At 49.0% G+C, this 22,839-nt stretch carries 20 protein-coding genes; 15 read left to right on the top strand and 5 right to left on the bottom strand.

Features of this window, described 5'->3' with window-relative positions:
* Positions 1 to 52 precede the first annotated feature (52 nt).
* The 8 genes from MHM93_RS04710 (at position 53) to MHM93_RS04675 (ending at position 10,266) form a co-directional block, all read left to right on the top strand.
* Positions 53 to 394 (top strand): hypothetical protein, encoded by a 342-nt coding sequence (locus tag MHM93_RS04710; RefSeq protein ID WP_053909709.1) that lies wholly within the window; start codon positions 53 to 55, stop codon positions 392 to 394.
* A 75-nt stretch (positions 395 to 469) separates the two neighbouring features.
* Positions 470 to 1,684 carry an efflux RND transporter periplasmic adaptor subunit gene (locus MHM93_RS04705; protein ID WP_239448199.1) on the top strand — a complete coding sequence of 405 codons (1,215 nt, stop codon included), beginning with the start codon at positions 470 to 472 and terminating at the stop codon, positions 1,682 to 1,684.
* Positions 1,685 to 1,698: 14 nt separating this feature from the next.
* Positions 1,699 to 4,821 carry a CusA/CzcA family heavy metal efflux RND transporter gene (locus MHM93_RS04700; protein WP_239448198.1) on the top strand — a complete coding sequence of 1,041 codons (3,123 nt, stop codon included), beginning with the start codon at positions 1,699 to 1,701 and terminating at the stop codon, positions 4,819 to 4,821.
* 111 nt (positions 4,822 to 4,932) lie between these two features.
* The gene (gene gmk, locus MHM93_RS04695; RefSeq protein ID WP_239448197.1) at positions 4,933 to 5,553 is read left to right on the top strand and encodes a guanylate kinase; all 621 of its coding nucleotides are present in this window, start codon (positions 4,933 to 4,935) and stop codon (positions 5,551 to 5,553) included.
* Positions 5,554 to 5,618: 65 nt separating this feature from the next.
* Positions 5,619 to 5,894 carry a DNA-directed RNA polymerase subunit omega gene (gene rpoZ / locus MHM93_RS04690; RefSeq protein WP_022943476.1) on the top strand — a complete coding sequence of 92 codons (276 nt, stop codon included), beginning with the start codon at positions 5,619 to 5,621 and terminating at the stop codon, positions 5,892 to 5,894.
* Between the two features lie 117 nt (positions 5,895 to 6,011).
* The gene (gene spoT, locus MHM93_RS04685; RefSeq protein WP_022943475.1) at positions 6,012 to 8,117 is read left to right on the top strand and encodes a bifunctional GTP diphosphokinase/guanosine-3',5'-bis pyrophosphate 3'-pyrophosphohydrolase; all 2,106 of its coding nucleotides are present in this window, start codon (positions 6,012 to 6,014) and stop codon (positions 8,115 to 8,117) included.
* Between the two features lie 9 nt (positions 8,118 to 8,126).
* Positions 8,127 to 8,519: a RidA family protein gene (locus MHM93_RS04680; protein ID WP_022943474.1), complete on the top strand. Its 393-nt coding sequence runs from the start codon at positions 8,127 to 8,129 to the stop codon at positions 8,517 to 8,519.
* 127 nt (positions 8,520 to 8,646) lie between these two features.
* Positions 8,647 to 10,266: a FapA family protein gene (locus tag MHM93_RS04675; protein ID WP_022943473.1), complete on the top strand. Its 1,620-nt coding sequence runs from the start codon at positions 8,647 to 8,649 to the stop codon at positions 10,264 to 10,266.
* A 63-nt stretch (positions 10,267 to 10,329) separates the two neighbouring features.
* Here the strand turns inward: MHM93_RS04675 and asnA are convergent, their stop codons facing one another.
* Positions 10,330 to 11,322 carry an aspartate--ammonia ligase gene (asnA, locus tag MHM93_RS04670; protein ID WP_239448196.1) on the bottom strand — a complete coding sequence of 331 codons (993 nt, stop codon included), beginning with the start codon at positions 11,320 to 11,322 and terminating at the stop codon, positions 10,330 to 10,332.
* A gap of 158 nt (positions 11,323 to 11,480) precedes the next feature.
* Between asnA and asnC the strand changes: the two genes are divergently transcribed.
* From asnC to recG, 3 genes are all read left to right on the top strand, one after another.
* Positions 11,481 to 11,939 carry a transcriptional regulator AsnC gene (gene asnC / locus MHM93_RS04665; protein WP_022943471.1) on the top strand — a complete coding sequence of 153 codons (459 nt, stop codon included), beginning with the start codon at positions 11,481 to 11,483 and terminating at the stop codon, positions 11,937 to 11,939.
* Between the two features lie 50 nt (positions 11,940 to 11,989).
* Positions 11,990 to 12,685, top strand: a complete 696-nt coding sequence (trmH, locus tag MHM93_RS04660) for a tRNA (guanosine(18)-2'-O)-methyltransferase TrmH (protein WP_022943470.1) — start codon at positions 11,990 to 11,992, stop codon at positions 12,683 to 12,685.
* A 65-nt stretch (positions 12,686 to 12,750) separates the two neighbouring features.
* On the top strand, positions 12,751 to 14,826 hold the full coding sequence (gene recG, locus MHM93_RS04655; protein WP_275444106.1) for an ATP-dependent DNA helicase RecG: 2,076 nt from the start codon (positions 12,751 to 12,753) through the stop codon (positions 14,824 to 14,826).
* Positions 14,827 to 14,925: 99 nt separating this feature from the next.
* Here recG and MHM93_RS04650 read toward each other — a convergent pair whose 3' ends face one another.
* Both MHM93_RS04650 and MHM93_RS04645 read right to left on the bottom strand, forming a co-directional pair.
* The gene (locus MHM93_RS04650; RefSeq protein ID WP_022943468.1) at positions 14,926 to 15,852 is read right to left on the bottom strand and encodes a porin; all 927 of its coding nucleotides are present in this window, start codon (positions 15,850 to 15,852) and stop codon (positions 14,926 to 14,928) included.
* Between the two features lie 155 nt (positions 15,853 to 16,007).
* The gene (locus tag MHM93_RS04645) at positions 16,008 to 16,865 is read right to left on the bottom strand and encodes a LysR family transcriptional regulator (RefSeq protein ID WP_022943467.1); all 858 of its coding nucleotides are present in this window, start codon (positions 16,863 to 16,865) and stop codon (positions 16,008 to 16,010) included.
* Between the two features lie 93 nt (positions 16,866 to 16,958).
* Here MHM93_RS04645 and MHM93_RS04640 point away from each other — a divergent pair, with 93 nt between their 5' ends.
* Complete coding sequence (locus MHM93_RS04640) at positions 16,959 to 17,333, top strand: DUF413 domain-containing protein (RefSeq protein ID WP_239448195.1); 375 nt, start codon at positions 16,959 to 16,961, stop codon at positions 17,331 to 17,333.
* Between the two features lie 52 nt (positions 17,334 to 17,385).
* Here the strand turns inward: MHM93_RS04640 and rarD are convergent, their stop codons facing one another.
* Complete coding sequence (gene rarD / locus MHM93_RS04635) at positions 17,386 to 18,315, bottom strand: EamA family transporter RarD (RefSeq protein WP_239448194.1); 930 nt, start codon at positions 18,313 to 18,315, stop codon at positions 17,386 to 17,388.
* A 58-nt stretch (positions 18,316 to 18,373) separates the two neighbouring features.
* Positions 18,374 to 18,826 carry a thioesterase family protein gene (locus MHM93_RS04630; RefSeq protein ID WP_239448193.1) on the bottom strand — a complete coding sequence of 151 codons (453 nt, stop codon included), beginning with the start codon at positions 18,824 to 18,826 and terminating at the stop codon, positions 18,374 to 18,376.
* A gap of 111 nt (positions 18,827 to 18,937) precedes the next feature.
* Here MHM93_RS04630 and recQ point away from each other — a divergent pair, with 111 nt between their 5' ends.
* The 3 genes from recQ to MHM93_RS04615 are packed head-to-tail and all read left to right on the top strand — an operon-like array spanning position 18,938 to position 22,798.
* On the top strand, positions 18,938 to 20,755 hold the full coding sequence (gene recQ, locus MHM93_RS04625) for a DNA helicase RecQ (protein ID WP_022943463.1): 1,818 nt from the start codon (positions 18,938 to 18,940) through the stop codon (positions 20,753 to 20,755).
* A 27-nt stretch (positions 20,756 to 20,782) separates the two neighbouring features.
* A complete protein-coding gene (locus MHM93_RS04620) occupies positions 20,783 to 21,073 on the top strand; it encodes a DUF3630 family protein (protein ID WP_239448192.1) in 291 nt (96 codons plus the stop codon).
* A gap of 48 nt (positions 21,074 to 21,121) precedes the next feature.
* Complete coding sequence (locus MHM93_RS04615) at positions 21,122 to 22,798, top strand: POTRA domain-containing protein (protein ID WP_239448191.1); 1,677 nt, start codon at positions 21,122 to 21,124, stop codon at positions 22,796 to 22,798.
* Positions 22,799 to 22,839: the final 41 nt, after the last annotated feature.

Below are 22,839 nucleotides of genomic sequence, written 5' to 3'. Positions count from 1 at the left end.
ATCGCTGTCGGTATTTTAGACCCTAATTTGATAACTAACAGGTGTGCTCCCGGTGCTTAAGTGTGTATTTAGCATTCTTTTACCCCTAGTGATTGTGCTGCAATCACTGGCAGCGAGTGCTGATCCCACCCCTGTACATCAAATCGACAGCGAGCATTTACAGAGCGTACATTCGCACCAACAACATGATGACTTGCAACCACAGGCAAGCGATAACTTGCACGATACTGCTGATTGTCATCACTGCGGCCACTGCTCAGGCTCACATCTCACTTGGGGGAGCATGCCGGCCCCCTGTTTTGCCAATGACCATGTTGATTTCGCATTGCCGGACTGGCGCCACCGCGCTGTGGGCGAGGTCATTTATCCAACTTTCCGCCCTCCCATCGTCTAACTGCACTTATCCTCCATGCCCAACGCGCCCACTGCGCTTGTGGCTAACTTAACATTTGCAGTTAGAGAACAGTTTATGAAGCTTTCTATTTTTTGCTCTGCGCGCAGCGCGAAGGCACTTAGTGGCGCGTGTGTTCATCGCGCCTTGGACACCTTTTTCACGGTGTTTATCAAAACCGTTACATTGTTAGTATTGAGCGTGTCGTCGCTCACCTTCGCGGGCGAAGGTCACGACCATAATGATACCAACAATACGGCAAAATCATCACCCAGCGACCATGGTCAAGGTATTGCTCTCAGTGAGCGCAGCATGGCCCTAGCGCAAATAAAAGTAGCGCCCTTACAAGCACGTACACATAACAAAACGCTGTATGCACCTGGAGAGCTCAAGGCCAATGGGTACTCAAGTTACATCGTTTCCGCACGTACTGAGTCGGTTGTCATTGAGCGCCACGCAATGCTTGGCGAGCACGTCAATCAAGGGCAACCACTGGTCACCTTGTTCAGTGAAAAAATGGCCAATGCTCAGGCCGACTACCTAGTAGCGGCGAGTGAGTGGCAACGGGTAAAGCAACTTGATAACCGAGCGGTGAGTGAAAGTACTCGCTTAAAAGCACAGTCACAATACAACGCCAGCTACGGGCAGTTAATTGCCCTTGGCTTAACCACTGAAGCCATTGGTACGATTAGTAAGGACAACATTGCGTCATTTGGCCAATATTCTTTGGTGGCCCAAACCTCAGGAGTGGTGCTTAACGACGACTTCACCCAAGGCCAACGAGTGGAAGCTGGGCAGAGCATTATGACCATCGCCGATGAATCTAGCCTATGGGTTGAGGCCAAAGTTGCGCCTTATAGCGACGGCGCCATCAATAAAGCCACAGCGGTGAATATCGTCGTCAACGGCCGCACTTACCCAGCGAAAGTCATTCAAGAAGCCCATGTGATTGACCCGACTACCCGGACGCGGGTGATCCGACTAAAAGTAGATAACCCGCAAGATAAACTCCATGCCGGCATGTTCGTCGATGTGCATTTCACCTTTGCGAGCACCACGCCTGTATTGGCTCTTCCCCAGAGCGCGCTCATGCGCGGCAGTGACGGCGATTGGCAGGTGTTTGTGCAACAAAGCCCCGGCGAGTTCTTACCCGTAGAGGTTGAGTTGGGTGAACGCTTTGGACGCTACCAGCAAATCTCCGGCGTGCCTGCGGGAGCCAATGTCGCGATGACCGGGGCTTTCTTTATTTCTTCTCAACTGGCCAAAAGTGGCTTTGACCCTCATAACCACTAAGCTGGAGCGGCACAATGTTTAACTCTATTATTGCTTGGGCGGTGCGTAACCGCCTCCTGGTTGTGCTGGCGTTGGTGAGCCTGATCGCTGCCAGCATCACAGTGATCCCTAAACTTAATTTAGACGCCTTTCCCGACGTCACCAATGTACAAGTAACGGTAAACACCGAAGCCCCCGGTCTGGCCGCCGAAGAGGTAGAGCAACTGATCACCTACCCTATCGAAGCGGTTATGTATGCGCTTCCCAATGTCGAGCAAGTGCGCTCGATATCTAAAACAGGCCTTTCTGGAGTGACCATCGTGTTTAACGAGGACACCGATATTTACTTTGCTAGACAGCTGGTTTTTGAGCGTTTACAAGCCGCCAAAGAGCTTATCCCTGACGGTCTTGGCAGCCCTGAGATGGGCCCCAATACCTCAGGCTTGGGGCAAGTGTATCAGTACTTACTTATAGCCGATGCAGAGGCCGAGCTCGATACGATGGCCCTGCGCTCACTCAATGATTGGGTGGTAAAGCTGCTGATTATGCCGATTGACGGCGTCACTGATGTGCTGTCATTTGGTGGTCGTGTGCGCCAATATCAAGTCGCCATCAACCCGAATAAATTACTCGCCTACCAATTAACGCAGCAAGACCTGGTCGCCGCGCTCGATGCCAGCAATGACAATGTCGGCGGTTGGTATATGGACCGTGGTCAAGAACAGCTGGTGGTGCGCGGTACCGGCTGGTTTGCTCACTCACGCCAAGGCATTGAGCAAATAAAACAAGTAGCGGTAAAAACCGTCGCCGGCACGGTCATTACCGTCGGTGATATTGCTGAGGTACGCTTAGGCAGCGAGATTCGCCAAGGTGCGGTGACCATGAGCCGTAAAAACGCCCAGGGCGAGGTCGAACAGTTAGGTGAGGTGGTCTCTGGCATTGTCCTCAAACGCATGGGTGCCAATACCAAAGCCACCATCGATGGGATCGAGCAAAGGGTGCAAATGATCAATCAAGCGCTGCCACAAGGGGTACGATTTCAACCTTTTTATGACCAAGCAGACCTTATCACCAAAGCCGTGAATACGGTGGTGAATGCACTCACTCTCGCCTTTATTTTTATCGTTGTTGTGCTCGCCCTGTTTCTAATGAACCTACGCGCCACGTTATTAGTGCTCATATCCATCCCCATCGCCATTGCCATGGCCTTAATGATGATGGTGTGGCTTAACATTTCTGCTAATTTAATGTCGCTTGGCGGTCTTGCTGTGGCGATTGGCATGCTGGTCGATGGCTCAGTGGTAATGGTTGAGAACATGTTTAAGCATTTAAGCCGCCAAGACAGCAAGTTGACGGCACGCGAGCGTATTTTACTCGCGGGGAAAGAGGTCGCTCGACCCGTGTTTTTCGCCGCAACCATTATTTTAGTCGTGTTTATGCCGCTCTTTAGCTTCGAAGGCGTTGAAGCCAAACTGTTCCAACCGATGGCGATAAGCATTATTTTAGCGGTGATCAGTGCTATTTTCGTGGCGTTAATTATCGTTCCTGCACTCGCAAGCTATCTGTTTACCGGTCAAATCACATCGCGCCCCAGCTTGATACTCAAACCCTTGGATGTGCTTTATCGAAAAACGTTGCACAAGGCTCTAGCGCATACCAAAGCGGTGGTGGTCACGGCGCTTCTACTTGTTGCTGGGGCTGTTGCCACCCTAGGGCAGTTGGGAACCGAATTTGTTCCCGAGCTCGAAGAAGGTACCATTAACCTGCGCGTTACCTTGGCGCCTTCTTCAAGCCTCGAAACTGCACTTGCGGTGGCCCCCAAACTAGAAGCCAAGCTGTTAAGCTTTCCTGAAGTCACGTACGCTTTGAGCCGTATCGGTCGGGCCGAAATTGGGGGCGACCCCGAGCCGGTCAATAACATCGAAATCTATATTGGCTTAAAGCCCCCCAGTCAGTGGCAAAGTGCAGAAAACCGCTATCAGCTGCAAGCGTTGATGGAACAGAAGCTCAGCGCCTATCCAGGGTTGTTGTTTAACTTTTCTCAGCCTATCGCCACGCGAGTTGATGAGTTACTGTCTGGAGTAAAAGCGCAGCTAGCCATCAAACTATTTGGCCCCGAACTTGAAGTGCTAGCGACTCAGGGCGAGGCCATTGCCAATGCGGTAAAAGCGGTGCCTGGCACCCGCGATGTCGCGCTTGAACAAATTGCCGGCGAAGCACAACTGATCGTTAAACCAAAACGTCAAGCCTTGGCTCGTTATGGCTTGCAAGTCGCCGATGTGATGGGCTTGGTGCGCGACGGCATTGGCGGTGTACAAGCCGGACAAATTATCAATGGTAACGAACGCTATGATATTAACGTACGCATTGATAAACCCTACCGACAAACCCCACAAGCCATTGGCAATTTATATTTGCAAGCTAGCAACGGGGCGTGGGTGCGCCTAGCCGATGTGGCCGATATAAGCATTGAATCGGGGCCTCCTCAGGTGCGCCGCGACGATGTACAGCGCCGAGTTGTAGTCCAAGCAAATATACAAGGCCGAGATATGGGCTCGGTGGTGGCGCAAATTCGTGAGCAAATCGCAAATGATGTAGCGCTGCCCAGCGGTTACTCTGTGGCCATCGGCGGGCAATTCGAAAATCAACAGCGGGCACAGCAGCGCCTCAGCATTGTTATTCCATTGTCACTGGCTGCCATCGCTTTGTTACTGTATTTTGCGTTTGGCAGCGTCGGCCAAGCCTTGCTGATATTAATCAATGTCCCATTGGCAGTCATTGGTGGGGTGTTTTCCTTATATTTAAGTGGGCAGTATTTGTCGGTGCCAAGCTCGGTAGGCTTTATTACTTTATTTGGCGTTGCGGTACTCAATGGAGTGGTGATGGTCGAGAGCATCAATCAGCGTATCAATAGCGGCCAAGCTCTAGCCAGCGCAGTATTTGAAGGAGCCACACAGCGCCTGCGCCCTGTGCTGATGACCGCTATCACATCGGCATTAGGCTTGATTCCCATGCTGCTTTCTCAAGGTGTGGGGGCCGAAATTCAGCGCCCCTTGGCAAGCGTGATTGTCGGTGGGCTACTGACATCCACCTTATTAACTTTGTTTGTGTTGCCAGCTTTGTATCCACGTTTTTCTCAGGCTAAGCTTAAACACTAAAACTATTGTGGCGCATGAATCGACAACAGGTTTATGCGCCAGTTAACCTAGGCTGAGAAATCCGCTATACTACGCGGCTCTTTTTTAAACCCCAGTATTTAGAGAGACATCATGAGCCAAGTTCGTGGTAATTTGTTTATTTTATCCGCCCCATCTGGTGCGGGTAAGTCCAGCTTGATCAATGCGTTACTCCAACAACATAGTGATATGCAAGTATCGGTGTCGCACACCACTCGTGCTCCTCGCCCTGGTGAGCAAAACGCCCAGCATTATCATTTTGTAAGCGAAGCTGAGTTCAAAGCACTGATCGACAATGATGATTTCTTTGAGTGGGCGCAAGTGTTCGACAATTATTACGGCACTTCAAAAGCGGCGATAGAACAGCAACTAGCCAACGGCATTGATGTGTTTCTCGATATAGATTGGCAAGGCGCGCGACAAGTGCGTGAATTAGCCCCGGACGTCACCACTATTTTTATTTTGCCGCCATCCAAGGCTGAGCTTGAAAATCGCCTAACCAATCGCGGCCAAGATTCCGCAGACGTGATTGCCGGGCGCATGGCCAAGGCGCAATCAGAAACCTCACACTTTGATGAGTATGATTACTTGGTCGTTAATGATGACTTTGACACCGCTTTAGCTGAGATTGAAACCATCGTTAAAGCCAAGCGCTTAAGCATCAGCGCTCAACGTGTAAAACATAACGAACTAATCCACGACTTGTTAAAATAACTATTGGCCTAAACTTAACCTTGCAGTAAACTATGCGTTTACAGAATTAAATTTTGGAGTGAAGCATGGCTCGCGTAACTGTTGAAGATGCAGTAGATAAAATTGGCAACCGTTTTGACTTAATCCTTGTCGCCGCCCGTCGTGCGCGCCAGATCGCCGTAGGTGGTAAAGATCCTATGGTTGATGCTGAAAACGACAAACCAACGGTTCTCGCTTTGCGTGAAATCGAGGAAGGCCACATTACTGTGGATACCCTAGAGGCCATTGAACGCCAAGAGCAGCAAAACCAAGAAGCTGCTGAAATGGCAGCTGTTGCGGCTATCGTTGGCGGCAACCAATAAGCGGCCTCTAACGCTCTCAAAACGGCTGCAATACTCGCGCAGCCGTTGGCTTTCCCCTCTTTTCAACGTATATTCACCTTAACTGTTCAATTTCGCCTCGCTGTGTTTGGAGTGTGAATGTATCTCTTTGAAGGTCTAAAGAAAAAAATATCCGAGTACCTGCCTCCGGCTGATGTGGCATTGGTACAAAAAGCCTATGTGGTGGCCCGTGAAGCCCATGAAGGACAATTTCGCTCAAGTGGTGAGCCGTACATCACACACCCCGTTGAAGTAACGCAGATTTTAGCCAGCATGAAGCTCGACCATGAGACCCTTATGGCGGCGCTTATGCACGATGTCATCGAAGACACCGACTTCTCGCAACAAGACCTGGCGGAGATATTTGGCGAGACGGTCGCCGAACTCGTCGAGGGCGTCAGTAAGCTCGATAAACTCAGCTTCAAAGACAAAAAAGAATTCCAAGCTGAAAACTATCGCAAAATGATCATGGCGATGACTCAGGACATCCGCGTTATTTTAATTAAATTGGCGGACCGCACCCACAATATGCGCACCCTGGGAGCACTACGTCCTGACAAGCGTCGTCGCATCGCCCGCGAGACCTTAGAAATCTTTGCCCCCATCGCTAACCGCTTAGGTATCCACGACATTAAAAACGAGCTCGAAGACTTAGGTTTTCAAGCGCTTTACCCGATGCGCTATCGCGCCCTGAAATCAGAGGTTGCGAAAGCACGAGGCAATCGTAAGGAAGTGATCAGCAATATTCAGGGTGAGATTGAATCACGCTTAGAAGACGCTGGCATTCAAGCACAAGTATCAGGGCGAGAAAAGCACCTCTACAGCATTTACAAAAAAATGCTCAACAAAGAGCTGATGTTTAACGAGGTGATGGACATTTATGCGTTTCGCATTGTTGTTGATAGCATGGATACCTGTTACCGCGTGCTTGGGGTGGCGCATAATCTCTATAAACCTATCGAAACACGTTTTAAAGATTATATTGCCGTACCAAAGACCAATGGCTATCAGTCGCTACACACCTCGCTGGTGGGGCCACACGGCATTCCCGTGGAAATTCAAATTCGCACCTTAGATATGGACCACATGGCCGATAAAGGGGTCGCGGCACATTGGATGTACAAAAAGGCGGGAGAAAATACCGGGCATACGGCTCAGCAGCGCGCCCGTCAATGGATGCAAAGCCTACTCGAGCTGCAACAAAGTGCAGGCTCTTCATTTGAGTTCGTGGAAAACGTTAAAACCGAACTGTTCCCTGAAGAGATTTACGTATTTACTCCTGATGGCCGTATTATCGAGTTGCCCATGGGTGCCACCGCTGTCGACTTTGCCTATGCGGTGCACACCGATGTTGGTAACACCTGTGTAGGTGCCCGCGTCAATCGCAAACCGCACCCCTTGAGTCGACCGCTTGATACCGGGCAAACCGTAGAGGTAATCACCAGCTCAGGGGCACATCCCAACGCCACGTGGCTCAACTTTATTGTTACCGCAAAAGCACGTTTATGTGTACGTAATTACCTTAAGAGCCAACGCCAAGAAGAAGCTATGCAATTAGGGCGTCGTCTGCTTGATTCGGCTTTGGGCGAGCACGCATTAGACGAGATAGGTGAAGAGCGGATAACGCGTGTGCTTGAAGAGCACCAACTCAACACCTTGCTGGAGCTATTGGTCGAAATAGGCTGTGGCAACATTATGAGCATGCTAGTCGCCAAACGCCTACTGCAGGTAGACGAGGAACAAATCGACGACTTAGAAAAATCGGCAAAGGCGGCCATTATTGGTACCGAAGGCATGCTGGTCAATTACTCTAAGTGCTGCCGTCCGGTCCCAGGTGATGCCATTGTCGCTCATGTTAGCCAAGGCAAAGGCCTGACCGTGCACCGCCAAGAATGTAAAAATATTCGCGGCTGGCAAAGCGAGTCATCAAAATACTTTGTTGTGAAGTGGGAAGATAATCCAGAAAAAGAATACATAGCCGCTTTGCGTGTGGAAATCATCAACCACCAAGGTGTGCTCGCTAAGCTCACCAACTTAGTGGCGTCAACAGGCGCTAATATTGTTGAACTAACAACTGATGAAAAAGAAAGCAATTTATATGTTATTGACCTTGGCGTGACCGTGAAAGACCGTATTCACGTAGCAAATATCATGCGCCGCATCCGGGTGATGCCTGATGTACAAAAGGTCTACCGTAAAAAGTAAAGGACAATCATGAATAAAATTATTATATCAACCGACCAAGCCCCCTCAGCTATTGGCACTTATAACCAAGCTGTTAAGGTAGGCACCGCTGTATACCTTTCGGGGCAAATTCCACTTGTGGCAGAGACCATGGAAATGATCTCTGATGACTTTGCGGAACAGACACAGCAAGTATTTAAAAACCTGGCCGCCGTTTGTGAAGCCGCCGGGGGTGAGTTACAAGACATGGTCAAGGTCAATATTTTCCTTACCGACTTGAGCAACTTTGCCACGGTGAATGAAATTATGAGCCAACATTTCAAAATGCCTTACCCTGCTCGTGCCGCGATTGGCGTGAAAGAGCTGCCTAAAGGCGCACAAGTTGAAATCGACGGAATTATGGAGCTGCCATCCACTAATTAGACAGCCCACCTCACTGGTATATTTTTTGGGCAGAGTTTTTCTGCCCTCTCCTCTCTTCCATTCTCCTTGTAAATCTCATAAAGTAGGATAAAACTTAATAAAGTCGTGTGCTTGCAAGGAATTATTTGTGTTTAAATTGGCCCACAATGGCAATGTGCTGTTTAATGTGACGCAGGAGACACCGGCGCCACCATCAAAAGCAGCCATGCTAGAAGCATTACAGCAATCCGAATTTGCTGGCTGTAAAGTGGACGACGAGCACCTCGATAAGTTTTACAGCGGTGAAGAATCAGGTCCGAGTATCGTAGTCGGTAAGCGCGTAGATGCCACCTTAGAGGTCACCATCAGCGACGATAAAATGTCAGCGATGGGACGGCTAACCACTGCGCAAGGGGGCAAAGCCCTCGATTTGGAAGCCGGTAAAAAGGCCATTGTGGTGGCGGGTGTACGCCGAGGCTACCAGCAAGCGCTTTTAGAAAAGCTTTTACAACAGCAATTCGAATTGGCCCCTGGTAGCTCAGTGAAAGGCACACTAGCACGTGGACGCTTACCCGTTGATGGGCAGCCCAGCGAACTAGTCAAACAAACACAAACCCTAAAAGATCGCATTAACAAGCCTAAACGCCGTGAAGACGGCACGGTTGATATGCGAGACTTTGGCAAACTTGCCAGCGTTCAGCCTGGCACCGTTTTAATGATCCAAAAGCCTGCAACCCCGGGGAAAGAGGGGTTCACCGTTACCGGCGATGTACTTGAAGCCAAACCTGGTGAGCAACTGTCTTTAACCCCCGGAGAGGGGACCGAACTCAATCCGGATAACCCACTGGAGCTGCGCGCGACTGTTTCTGGCGTGCCCGTGGAATCTCCCAATGGCATGCGCGTTGACGATATTTTCACGATTAAAGAAGTGAACGTTAAAAGCGGTCATATCGATTTTGATGGCTCTGTGGTGATCACCCATAACGTTGAGCCGGGTATGCGCGTCACCGCTAAGGGTGAAATTAGCGTACTGGGCACGGTGGAATCAGGCATTCTCAATGCCACCGGTGACATCACCATCAAACAAGGCACCATTGGGCACCCTAATCACCAGCAAAATGACGCCGAGCTTACTTGCCAGATTAATGCGGGCGGTAATTTACATATCAGCCACGCCCAATATTGCTACCTAGAAGCCACTAATATCTATATCGAACGCCAAGCTAGCCATTGCCAATTAAAGGCCCTAGAAAGCCTTATAGTAGGGCCAGAAGAGAGCCCAAATGGTAAGCTCTTTGGCGGTGAAGTACTCGATGCCTGCCGCCTTGAAGCCGGTGAAATTGGTAGTGAGTCGGGGGCCAAGATGCGCATTAATCTAGTTGCCCGAGGCGCGGATATTACCGCTGACAATGACGCCTGTGTGCAGCAACTTTCACAGACTGACGATAAACTGGCGTCGTTGCAAGATGCACTAGAGAAAGCAGAAGCGATTAAAGACGCGGAAAAGAAAAAACAACTCATTGAAAAAATTGGTGCCACACAACTGGCCCTAGTACAACAAGCAGATGAGCTTGAAACTAAGCTGTCTAGCTTAGATAACACCTTACACTCACTGCTTGATGGCGCCAATCTTGTTGCCCATCAACGCTTAAATTCCGGCGTTGAGATTCATATCTTTGACAAGGTATTGAAAACCGCCAGGCAGTACCCACCCTGCGTTGTAAAACTAGAAAAAAGCAAAATAGAGGTTGAGTTTAAAACCTCCTAAACAGCAAAAAAGGCGTGCTTAGCCCATTACTCTTAATGAGGCTCAGCACGCTAACCACAAGATTTACAATAGGGCTTGCTGTTGTTTTAGCTGTTCAGGCCATACTCCTACCTGCACTTGACCAATATGACTTTTCTGCAAGAGCAACATCGCTAAACGAGACTGGCCGATACCGCCACCAATGGTTTGTGGTAGCTTTTTATGAAGCAAGGCTTGATGCCAAGGCAGTTGCGTTTTGTGGCTTTGCTCGCTCAACTCCAACTGAGTGAGTAATGACTCGGGGCAAACCCGAATGCCCATGGAAGAAATCTCAAATGCATCTTCAAGTACCTTGTTCCACACTAAGATATCGCCGTTAAGCCCAGGCAACCCCTCATCTCCCTGAGTAGACCAATCATCATAATCCGGGGCGCGCACATCATGACGTTGACCGTCTGCGAGCTTACCACCGATGCCGATGAGAAAGACTGCACCATACTGCTTACAAACCGCACGCTCCCGCTCTTTCGCGCTTAGATCTGGATATGCCTGACGCAACTTCTCGGCATGAATAAAATGAATTTTTTCAGGTAGGTAAGGAGCAATATCAAACTGCTCACCCACATAGTTTTCTGTCGCTTTAATGGCAGCATAAATTTGCTCAACAGTGGCCTTTAGCGTCGCTAAACTGCGCTCGCTACGCTCACAAATCACCTTTTCCCAATCCCATTGGTCAACATACACTGAATGAATGGGGCTCAGACGCTCTTCATCTGGGCGCAAGGCTCGCATGTGGGTATATAACCCCGAGCCCACAGCAAAGCCGTAATCAGCGAGGGTCTTACGTTTCCACTTCGCTAGTGAGTGCACCACCTCATAACGTTGCTCAGGCAGGGTTTTCACCTGCACGGCGACGGCCTTTTCATGACCACTGAGCTCATCTTGAATACCATCTCCTACCTGGGCAAGAATCGGCGCCTGCACCTCAACAAGATTCAAAGCCGCTGCTAAGTGCTGTGAAAATACCTGTTTAACCGTACTAATTTGCTGCTGTTGTTGAATATACTCTGTGCTCATGGTCCTCATTCCCATTACTGCTGCTTTGTTCGATATAAAAACCATACCTCAGCGAGAGTTTTATTCAATACCATTTAACAAAAAGAGCTTTACTTAAAAATAAAAATCAATTTAACTGAAATATATTAGATACCATTTATTTTTTATGTGTTTTAGCTATGGAAAATTATCGATTCGACAATTTAGACAAATCCATCCTTAAAAGCTTGATGAGTAATGCCCGCACCCCTTACGCCGAATTGGCGAAACAATGCGGAGTCAGTGCTGGGACCATTCATGTGCGCATAGAAAAAATGCGCCAAGCCGGAGTGATCACCGGCACCCAGGTACGTGTTGATGCTAAACGCCTGGGGTATGATGTGTGTTGCTTTATTGGCATTAACCTCAACAATGCCCGCGACTACCCCCATACTTTAGAGTTATTGCGTGAGCTCGAAGAAGTGGTCGAGGCCTACTATACAACAGGTAATTACAGCATTTTTATTAAGGTGATGGCGCGCTCCATCGAGCACTTACAAGACGTGCTGATCAATAAAGTGCAAGCGATTGAGGCGATTCAGTCAACCGAAACGCTGATTTCTTTGCAAAACCCTATTAATCGTAGTGTGACCCCATAGCCACATTGGCGTATAATCGGCGCACTTTTTTGTAACAGCAAAGATGGGCTATGGGCGAGAAGCGTTACCACCGAGTAAAACAAGTTTTAGATAGACGACAAACCGATCTCAGCGTGTGCTTAGATGAAGTGCATAAACACCATAATCTTTCGGCCATCGTGCGCACCGCCGACGCTGTCGGTTGTCACCATATTCATGCGGTCTGGCCTAAAGAGCAGCGTCGTCTCACTAATAACACCTCCGGCGGTAGCAAAAACTGGGTGCACACCCATATGCATGACGATATTGACCAGGCTGTTGGCAGTATTCGCGAGCAGATCCCTGGGGTGCAGTTGCTGGCCACCAACCTCAGTAGCGACGCCGTCGACTATCGTGATATTGACTACACCCAACCCACCGCCGTGATTGTTGGCCAAGAGCGCGAGGGTATTTCCGATGCAGCGCTTGCCCATGCTGATAAACATATCGTTATTCCAATGCGCGGTATGGTGCAGTCTCTAAATGTCTCTGTGGCAGCCGCGTTAATCCTTTATGAAGCACAGCGTCAACGCGAAGCCGCTGGCTTGTATGAACGCGATATGCTCAATCCACAAATCAAGCACACTTTACTGTTCGAAGGATGCCACCCTATTATTGCCCAGCAATGCAAAGAAAAGGGACTCCCCTACCCAGCTCTTGACGAGAACGGTGAAATTATTGCCAATGAACAGTTCTGGGATACCTTACGCTACAAACGTCAGCGCTAAGTGACTTGAAAGCAAGGCCCTGCAGTCAGTACACTTAGGTTATAACTGTTTGAAGGACATGCCATTTGCCAAGCCTGAACACCTACCCCATTAACGAGCTCAAAGGCGTTGGCCCAAAAATGGCCGAGCGCCTTGCCAAGCTTGGCATTCGTAGCGTGCAAGACATGCTATTTCATTTGCCGCTGCGCTATGAAGACCGCACCCGCGTTGTTCCCATCTGCGAGCTTCTGCCCCATACCCATGTGTGTGTGCAGGCCACCATTGAATCCGCCAACATTACCTTTGGTCGCCGGCGGATGTTGGTGTGCCATATTAATGATGGCAGTGGACGCATGACACTCAGGTTCTTTAACTTCTCTGCGGCGCAAAAAAACGCCATGCAAGAGGGCAAAGTGATCCGCTGTTTTGGTGAAGTGCGCCGCGCTAAAGTCGGGCTGGAAATGGCGCACCCTGAGTACAATATTAGTGACAGCCCCGAAGCCCTCCCTACACAAACACATTTAAGCGCTATTTATCCGACCACCGACGGACTAAAACAACTGTCATTGCGCAACCTGATGCTTCAAGCGCTGCAGGCCTTGAATCGCGCGCCGATAGAAGAGCTGCTGCCACAGCAGTATCGTCCCGCAGGTTGGTCACTCGCCGATGCCATTCGCTTTATTCACCAACCACCGGTTGATAGCGATACCCAAGCTTTAGAGCTCGGTGAACATCCAGCGCAGCAACGTCTGGCATTTGAAGAGTTACTGGCCCATAACCTCAGCTTGTTGGCCCTAAGGCAACAAGGGCAAGCACATAAGGCCGTAGCCTTGGCGCCAAATAATGCCTTAGAGCAGCCGTTTTTAGCGTCTTTAGGGTTTACGCCGACGTCAGCACAGCAACGCGTAGTGGCAGAGATCAAAACGGATATGCAGCAGCCGTATCCAATGATGCGCTTGGTACAAGGCGATGTTGGCTCAGGAAAAACCTTAGTGGCAGCACTGGCAAGCTTGTGTGCCATCGCCCAAGGTTACCAAGTGGCGCTCATGGCGCCGACAGAAATTCTCGCCGAGCAACATGCTGTAAACTTCAGCCGTTGGTTTACCCCGGGCGGTATTCAAGTCACCCTGCTTGGTGGTAAAACCAAAGGCAAAGCACGTGAGCACGCCCTGAGCGATATTCAAAGTGGCCAGGCGCAAATGATTATTGGCACCCACGCATTATTCCAAGATCAGGTGCAATTCAATAATCTGGCGTTGATCATAATTGATGAGCAACACCGTTTTGGCGTCCACCAGCGCTTGTCACTGCGTGAGAAAGGCCGCTTTGGCGATTGCTACCCACATCAATTGGTGATGACCGCCACCCCCATCCCTCGCACCTTAGCGATGACCGCTTACGCTGATTTGGAAACATCGATTATCGACGAGCTGCCCCCGGGGCGCACGCCTGTTACCACCGTTGCTATTCCCGACAGCCGACGCGACGATGTCATAACGCGTGTGCACAAAGCGGTACAAGAGCAAGGTAGACAAGTTTACTGGGTGTGTACCCTGATTGATGAGTCTGATGCGCTGCAGTGTCAAGCCGCGCAATTAAGCGCCGAAGAGCTTCGTGAGCGCCTTCCTGAGCTGCGTATTGGCCTAGTTCATGGTCGTCTAAAGGCGGATGAAAAGCAACGCGTTATGAGTGAGTTTAAAGACGGCGAACTTGATGTGCTGGTGGCAACGACAGTGATTGAAGTGGGTGTTGATGTCCCTAATGCCAGCCTAATTATCATAGAAAACCCCGAGCGCTTAGGGTTGGCGCAATTACATCAGCTCCGTGGTCGTGTTGGCCGGGGCGCGGCAGCCTCCCATTGTGTACTGCTCTATCATGCGCCTTTGTCACATACTGCGCAGCAGCGCCTAGGAGTGTTACGTGATAGCAACGATGGTTTTGTTATTGCCGAGCGCGATTTGCTAATTCGTGGGCCAGGGGAAGTATTAGGCACAAAACAAACCGGCATGACCGATTTTAAAGTGGCGGATTTAGAGCGTGACAAAGCCTTAATCAACAACCTTCGTCCGCTCGCCAAACAGCTTCTAATACAGCACCCAGAGGTAGCCAAGGCATTGTGTTGGCGCTGGTTAGGCGATCGCTCTGCCTACGCCCTGGCCTGATGGATCTATACCTGTATAAAAGCATTATAAGTGTGCTAACTCGCTGTGTTTAGACAACAAAAAACCCGCCAAGTGGGCGGGTTTTTCATCTGCAAAAGCTTAGAATTTGTATTCCATGCCCACAGCTAAATAGTCTTCATCAGCGCTCGCATCGTCATCAAATTTGGTATAAAAGCCAAATAACTTGGTGCTCTTATTAAACTTGTAATCAACGCCAGCGGTCATCGCATTACGGTCGTTGCCAGCAAAATCCATGGTTTGGTATTGCGCTTTTAATACCGTCTTATCAATCGCATATGCTGCACTTACTAAGAAGCCATCGCTGTCTTCACCACCTGCTGCGGGCTCTTGTGTTTGGTACATGGCACCGAGCTTAATTCCTGCGACTTTAGTGCCCACAGTAGCACGTAAAATATCGTAGCCTTTTACTTCACTGTCAGCGGCAATTGCGGCGTACACGTTGGATTTTTTCAGGCCTTTATCACCATAAGTCAAGGCAACCGAATAGCCGTTGTCGGCATCAGTATCGTCTTCAGCGATATAACTGGCAATAACTTTAAAACCATTGAGGCTATTCGAGGTATATGTAACTGAGTCACCTAAGCGATTTTCACCTTTGAATACGTTTTTAATATCGCCTTCAAGGTCACTGAACAAGTCAACTTTACCTTGCGATTGCTTTAGCGCGGTATCGTTACGACCAATCACGATTTGGCCAAAGTTACCTTTAAGACCGACGTATTGGTTACGTGCAGTGATGTTGTCTTTATCGCCTTTTGAATCAGCATCAGACAAATCAACCTGAAACTCAAGTTTATAAACTACGTCCAAGCCATCAGCAATCCCCTCTGAGCCTTTAAAGCCAAGGCGAGACGCATTACTTTTGATTTCAGTGAATGATCCCTCACCCTCATCAGATGATTGCACTGTTACATTCGCTTTACCGTAAATATTGACATCAGCCGATGCGTAAAAAGGCAATCCAGCCGCCACAGCGAGCACTAGTGCAGAAGGAGCAAATCTCATAGTCGTTTCCTCAGTTAAAAATCGCAACACATAATTAAAACGCCTGCAGTCTGCCAGTATTAAATTACAGAAATATGACAAATGACATTTAAAGTTCAATAAAGTGTCACCAAGGTGACATTTAAGCTTCACATTCAACGCTTTAATAATGATGTTTATGTGAGTTCTTCACCGATCAATTGTAGCTGCTGTTGGAGCTTTTCAATTAAGTCTTTTTGTTCATTGTCTTTATGAAAGGCGACGAACACTTCTCGCGAGGTCTGCGGCACTCCTTCAACTAAAAAGAGCTCTCCCGATTCCAGATATTGCTGCGCTTGCACTCTTGGCACAAAGGCACTACCGCCACAACGTAAAATCAACTCTAAGGCGATACGTCCTGTACTGGTGCGAAAATAAGGCGGTGCCGAATTGGCAAAGTTGCGGGCATGCCACAGCGAAAATGCCGTCCCCCAATCAACGAATACATATTGGTTATCAAAAAAAGACTCAGCAGTCGCATCGGCATAACTCGACAGCGGAATAATATCCAGAGTGCAAATTGGTTCAACGCATAACTCATCGACCTTAGGTAAATCGAACAGTACCGCTATATCTAAGGTGCGTTCGAGTAATAGTCGGGTGCTCTCCTGCTGATTTTTAACTTCTGCGACCAAGGAGATGCCCGGCATGGCCGAGACAATATGGGCAATACCAAATTGCAAAAAAGCATCCCAAATGTTCGCTGTGCCACTGAGTGCCAATTGACGGCGCATGTTATCTGCCAGCGCCACATCCAGCTTGGCGCGCTGTACTCCGGTGACAATCAGCTTAGCGTGAGGTAACAGACGCTCCCCCGGAGCAGTCAGCTGGATGTTATTGCGTTGGCGCAGAAATAGATTGACGCCCAAGCTTTGCTCTAACTGACGAATTCGAAAGCTCACCGCTGACTGCGTGATATATAGGTTTTCTGCAGCGCGGCCAAAGTGGCGAGTACGCGCGACCTCAATGAACGTCTTCAGTAAATCGATATCCACTCGTGTTTATCCTCACGATAAAAATTTTTTGTTTAAAAAAACAACGCTTGTGTACCATACTCCAGCCGATTTCCCTTGTATTAGGAGCTAGCTATGACGGCGCACCAATTGTTCGAATTACGCAAAGCCTTTGCTTGCGATCACAAATTCTATAACGATGAAAAGTTCCCACGCGGTTTCAGCCGCAGTGGCCACTTTACGCTACTAGAATCGGAGATTTTAGAAGAACATGGACGCTTATTAAAAGCTTTGCAAGAAAAAACGGTTGAACCCATTAACGACACACAAGCGCACTTCGTTGCTGCCACGACTGGCGTATCCTCGCCCATCAACCCGGTCGAGAAAGCGTGGATAAAGTACTTAAAACTGACGACCAGTAAGGCACGTTTTTTCACCTTGTTTGGTCGTAAACGCAGCTTTGACGCGCCTGAAGTGGAAGTAGAAATCGATAGCGACGATCTCGAGTAAACCGCACTTTACGCCCATGCCAGCCATTAGCAGGCATGGGCGAGCTTAAAAATTAACGCAAGCTGGCGCGATTGACGGTGCCTTGCTGCTGCGCGCGAGCGTTGCGGCTAAAGCGCCATGAATCCCAACTAAACACCAGCAATGCAGCCCAAATACAGGCGAAGGTAACGATGCGCTCAGCATCAAATACCTCGCCATAAAAGACCACGGCTAATAAAAACATCAGGCTTGGGCCAATATATTGGAAAAAGCCGATAGTGGTGTATTGCAACCGCTTAGCAGCAGCGGTGAAACACAATAGCGGTAAGGTGGTCACAATACCGGCGCTAACCAGCAAGGTATTTAATTGCCAACTATTGACCATTAAATCGGAGCTTGCTGTGGGCGTTGAGAAGTACCAATAAGCCAGTGCCACCGGGAATAAGATAACCGCTTCAAGTAATAACCCAGGTAATGATTCAACGGGCATCTTTTTACGAATTAAACCATAGGTGGCAAAGGAGCCAGCCAACGCAAAGGCCACCACCGGAAACGAACCGAAACTGATCAGCTGAATGGCCACCCCAGTGAGCGCCAAAGCCACCGCAAATAGCTGCCACTTGCGCAAGCGCTCAGATAAAAAGGTTACACCGAGCAATACGTTCAGTAACGGGTTGATGTAATAGCCAAGACTGGCATCGAGCATGTGGTCATTGTTCACCGCCCAAATAAACAAGCCCCAGTTGAACCCTAATAAGGTGGCACTCACCACCAACATGAGTAAGTATTTTGGCTGCTTAATGATCACTTGGACGTTACGCCACTGACGCAACACTGCCACCACTAACAGCAAAAATAGCACCGACCAAATCACACGATGGGCAAGGATTTCCAGAGCGGGTACAGCGAGCAACTGTTTGAAATAGACCGGGGCAACACCCCACATAGTGAACGCCAAGGCTGCGAATAGCATGCCTTTTTTGGCTTGAGCATCGGATAACATAACACTAACCCAAACGGTAAAAACGCTATTCTACGCCTCGCATTGTTGAAGGGCTAGTTTATCCGACTAAATAAGTGCCTGTACCATAAGCGATTTGCACACCTTGGTCATTATGCAGCTCCATACGACAAACACACACCTTGTTACCCGAGCGAATCAACATAGCCGTAGCAATAAAACGCTCACCCTTGCCCGGGCGTAAATAGTCTGTGCGCAAATCGATGGTGCCTAAGGTTGCCAGCCGGGATTGTGCGCTGAGCATTTCTGCCGGGCCAAATTTATCAATCACCGATGCCGCAGCAAGCAATCCACCCACGGTGTCTAACAACGACGAAATAACTCCGCCATGGAGTATTTGCTGTTGCGGATTACCGATTAATTGCGCGCTCCATGGCAATTCGATGCTCGCCGACTCGCCATCCAGATCCTTGATCTCCATTGCCAATAACTGGTTAAACGGCATTTGCGCAAATAACTGGCTTAGCTTATTCAGGGCTTGAGCTTTATCCATAGTCTGTTCTCAACTGGTAAGATGAGTTATAGCCTATCTGAAGATGCATTTTTAAGCAAAGAGCAAGGCTGTTGCAGACAGGAATAATAAAAGACTCTAGAATAGGCGGCCATGAGCAGTGTATCCGCATTATTTTCCGAACAAACGCCTGAGCAGATCCTGCGCGACGTGTTCGGCTACAGCCAATTTCGCGAGGGCCAACAGCAGGTGATCAACGCCGTGCTTGGCGCTCAGGATGCCTTAGTGCTGATGCCGACAGGCGGTGGCAAGTCGTTATGCTACCAAGTGCCGGCAATGTTATTACCCGGGCTAACCTTGGTCATTTCACCATTAATATCCTTGATGCAAGACCAGGTAACCCAGCTCAACGCCCAAGGGGTCAAAGCGGCCTATATTAATAATTCTCTGACTCGTGAACAGCAGCAGCTCATCTATCAGCAACTCCATGACGGCGAAATAAAACTACTCTATGTTGCTCCGGAGAAAGTGCTGCAATATGAGTTTATGCAGCGTCTTGGCTATTTAAATATCAGCCTGATTGCGGTTGATGAGGCACACTGTGTGTCTCACTGGGGGCATGATTTTCGTCCCCATTACTTCCGCCTTAGTGAACTCAAACAGCGCTTTGCCCATGTACCGATGATGGCTCTTACCGCCACCGCCGACAGCGCTACCCGTGTCGATATTGTCAATCAACTGGGGCTTCGCTCGCCCTATATCCACATTGGCAGCTTCGATAGGCCAAACATTCGTTATACCTTGGAAGAAAAGTTTAAACCTTTCACTCAGTTGCTGCGCTATTTGCGCACCCAAAGTGGGCAAAGCGGCATCATCTACTGTACTAGCCGCAAGCGCGTTGATGATTTGGCCCAAAAACTCAGTGAAGCAGGTTTTAATGTCGCCGGTTACCACGCTGGCATGAGTAACGAATCGCGCCACTTTGTACACAACGCTTTTGCCAAAGACGATATTCAAATTGTGGTCGCCACCGTGGCCTTCGGCATGGGCATCAACAAACTCAATGTACGCTTTGTGGTGCACTATGATATTCCTAAAAACATCGAGTCTTATTATCAAGAAACTGGCCGAGCCGGACGGGATGGTTTGGCCGCAGAAGCCATTATGTATTTTGACCCGGCGGATGTCCCTCGAGTTAGGCGTTTTTTTGAAGACATTGACGATGAGCAGCGCCGCCGCGTCGAAGAGCAACGTTTCAATGCCATGGCCAGTTTTGCCCAAGCGCAAACCTGCCGACGACAAATACTGCTTAATTATTTTAGTGAATACCAGCGCGAGGCATGCGGTAACTGCGATATCTGCTTAAATCCACCGCAGCGTTTTGATGGCACCGTGGTGGCGCAACAGGCGCTATCCTGTGTGTATCGCGCCGGACAAAAATTCGGACTGGGCTATATCGTCGAGTTACTGCGTGGCGCCAACACTCAGCGTATCCGGGATCTCAATCATCACACCTTAAGCACCTACGGCATAGGCAAGGAGCACAGCAGCGAATATTGGCTCAGTATTTTGCGCCAGCTCATTCATCAGGGCTTACTGCATCAAGATATTACCCAAGGTTCGGTACTACACCTTACCGAAGCAGCCAGACCGGTGCTCAAGGGCGAATATCAGTTACAACTTGCTGAACCACGTTTACAAGCCAAGCACGTTTATCAAGATAAGCTGGCCCAGTTCAATTACGATAAAAAGCTGTTTGCTAAACTGCGCGCCTTGCGCAAGCAACTAGCGGATGATGATGATGTGCCGCCGTATGTGGTATTCAATGACCGAACCTTAGCGGAAATGGCGCAACTTATGCCTACCAATGACACCGAGTTTTTAAAAGTATCGGGTGTGGGTTTCACTAAACTCAGTAAATACGGCAGTGCCTTTATGACTTTAATTCGTAATCATCTGTCGCCCGAATAATCGCCAACACTATATAAGAGCTTAACTGTGACCCAACTCGCTATAGATAGCCAACACCACGTTATTATCATTACTCCAGATGTGATGCCCAGCGCCGATGAATTTGATTTTTGGGGCCGTATTTTCCTGCATCATGACGCCATTGATATTGGTGAGTTTGAACAAGGTGTAGACAGGCACATGCTGCGCTTTAGCTTTGAACAGCTTCCTTTTGAGCTGCATTTTGAACATTATGGCGATAATATTTGGATCAGCGCTACAGGGGTTGAGGCGCAAGGTAAGTTAACCGAGTTAGGAAATTATTTAAGCGCAAGTTAATAAATGTGCGATACACTTTAATTCACGATATGGAAAAAAGTGAGTTAAATGAATCGACTATTCGTTCTACTGAGTACCCTAGCCGCCTTTTCCAGTGCTGTTCCCGCGCAGCAGGAAAAGTGCAAGAATGAACAGTCCCAAGTGCAAAGTAACCACTTACTATCGCGGCAACTCGAGGACAAAGCTCCCCTTCCAGATGCCAATCCTAGCCGCCGGATTGGAAACATTAGCTTTAGCCAGCAAAACATCTTCAACACCGAATTAGACGACGAAAATAACTGGCTGTTTCGCCTTGCCAACGACATGCATGTGATGACTGAACAGCAAGTGTTAGAGAATATCTTGTTGTTCCAACCAGGCGATCGCTACAGCCCGCGACAATTACGCGAGTCAGAACGTTTGCTGCGTCAACAAGGCTATTTATATGACGCTCGGATCAGTGCGCAAACACGGTGCGACGAGTTTGTGGATGTGAAAGTCGAAACCCGTGAGCTCTGGACTTTGTTGCCAGAGATTAGCTTTAGCCGCAGCGGCGGTGAGAACCGCTCTACGTTTGGTTTTCGTGACAGTAACTTCCTTGGTTGGGGTAAGCGCGTATCCTTAGTACGCACCAATGATGAAGAGCGCAGTGGTTACGAATTTACCTATGACGATCCGAATATTCTTGGTAGTCGTTATCGCGGTCGTCTTGAGTATGCAGATAACAGTGACGGTAAGCGCCATTGGCTGTCGGTCACCTACCCTTTTTATGCGCTGTCTACAAAACACAGTTATGGGGTGGCCAATGGCAGTAACCGCCGTCAGGAGAAGCTCTATGATCGCGGTGAAGAGATCAGTGGGTTCTCACAACATACCTCTTCTAGCCATCTTTTTTATGGGGTTTCAAGCTCACCAGCCCCGAATTGGACGCAGCGTACCATCGTCGGTTATCGCTACCAAAAAGACCGGTTTGATGCGATAGATGAAACCGTATTACCTCTTGCCGAAGAGCGTACACTTTCCTATCCCTATTTGCGAGTCAGCTGGTTACAAGACGATTATGTAAAAGTACACAATATCGACTCTATCACGCGCACCGAAGATTTGAACCTAGGCTGGCAAATCGATACTACTTTAGGTTACTCAGGCGAATCTCTGGGTGGCGATACTAACCGTTTGATACTCGACTTTCGTGTGCAGCGTAGCCACTACGTTAATCAGCAGAGTCTGTGGCGTTGGTCGGTGGATGTACAAGGTCAGCTACGCGAAGATGGGTTCACTGCTGAGAATCTATTTTTTGGCACCCAAGCTGAGTATTTCTTTAATAGTGATGATGCTCAATCGTGGTATGTAAAGGCGCGTATAGATGGCGCTGAAGGGTTAACCTTGGACCGCCAGCTTACACTAGGTGGCGATTCCGGGCTGCGCGGATACCCACAGCATTATCAGCAAGGGGATCGGCGAGCACTGCTTAGCATTGAGAAGCGCTATTATTGGGAATATAACCTATGGCAGCTATTTCGCGTCGGTGGGGCTGCTTTTTATGACGCAGGACAAGCCTGGTTTACCAACAGCAATCCCGCCAATGACACTCACTTTCGCCACAACTATGGGGTTGGTTTACGCTTAGCACCAAGTCGCGCCAACGCCGGAACGGTTATTCATATCGATGTCGCCAGAGCTATCAACCGCCCGGATGATGTCGACCCCGTGCAATGGTTGGTGACCGTGAAGAAATCCTTCTAAATACACTTTGCTGATGTCTGTTTCCATGCTATATAGCGGCT

This window comes from Pseudoalteromonas sp. MM17-2, from assembly GCF_022347945.1.
Lineage (GTDB): Bacteria > Pseudomonadota > Gammaproteobacteria > Enterobacterales > Alteromonadaceae > Pseudoalteromonas > Pseudoalteromonas ruthenica.
The sequence above is the reverse complement of the archived record's forward strand: the minus strand, read 5'-3'. Positions and strand labels throughout refer to the sequence as shown.

What these genes read in the sequence shown, in the direction of transcription:
- gmk (WP_239448197.1), top strand. Translation starts at nt 4,933, where the DNA reads ATGAGCCAAGTTCGTGGTAATTTGTTTATTTTATCCGCCCCATCTGGT.
- MHM93_RS04680 (WP_022943474.1), top strand. Translation starts at nt 8,127, where the DNA reads ATGAATAAAATTATTATATCAACCGACCAAGCCCCCTCAGCTATTGGC.
- MHM93_RS04630 (WP_239448193.1), bottom strand. Translation starts at nt 18,826, where the DNA reads ATGGATAAAGCTCAAGCCCTGAATAAGCTAAGCCAGTTATTTGCGCAA.
- rpoZ (WP_022943476.1), top strand. Translation starts at nt 5,619, where the DNA reads ATGGCTCGCGTAACTGTTGAAGATGCAGTAGATAAAATTGGCAACCGT.
- asnC (WP_022943471.1), top strand. Translation starts at nt 11,481, where the DNA reads ATGGAAAATTATCGATTCGACAATTTAGACAAATCCATCCTTAAAAGC.
- spoT (WP_022943475.1), top strand. Translation starts at nt 6,012, where the DNA reads ATGTATCTCTTTGAAGGTCTAAAGAAAAAAATATCCGAGTACCTGCCT.
- MHM93_RS04700 (WP_239448198.1), top strand. Translation starts at nt 1,699, where the DNA reads ATGTTTAACTCTATTATTGCTTGGGCGGTGCGTAACCGCCTCCTGGTT.
- recQ (WP_022943463.1), top strand. Translation starts at nt 18,938, where the DNA reads ATGAGCAGTGTATCCGCATTATTTTCCGAACAAACGCCTGAGCAGATC.
- MHM93_RS04705 (WP_239448199.1), top strand. Translation starts at nt 470, where the DNA reads ATGAAGCTTTCTATTTTTTGCTCTGCGCGCAGCGCGAAGGCACTTAGT.
- rarD (WP_239448194.1), bottom strand. Translation starts at nt 18,315, where the DNA reads ATGTTATCCGATGCTCAAGCCAAAAAAGGCATGCTATTCGCAGCCTTG.
- trmH (WP_022943470.1), top strand. Translation starts at nt 11,990, where the DNA reads ATGGGCGAGAAGCGTTACCACCGAGTAAAACAAGTTTTAGATAGACGA.
- MHM93_RS04640 (WP_239448195.1), top strand. Translation starts at nt 16,959, where the DNA reads ATGACGGCGCACCAATTGTTCGAATTACGCAAAGCCTTTGCTTGCGAT.
- MHM93_RS04650 (WP_022943468.1), bottom strand. Translation starts at nt 15,852, where the DNA reads ATGAGATTTGCTCCTTCTGCACTAGTGCTCGCTGTGGCGGCTGGATTG.
- asnA (WP_239448196.1), bottom strand. Translation starts at nt 11,322, where the DNA reads ATGAGCACAGAGTATATTCAACAACAGCAGCAAATTAGTACGGTTAAA.
- MHM93_RS04615 (WP_239448191.1), top strand. Translation starts at nt 21,122, where the DNA reads ATGAATCGACTATTCGTTCTACTGAGTACCCTAGCCGCCTTTTCCAGT.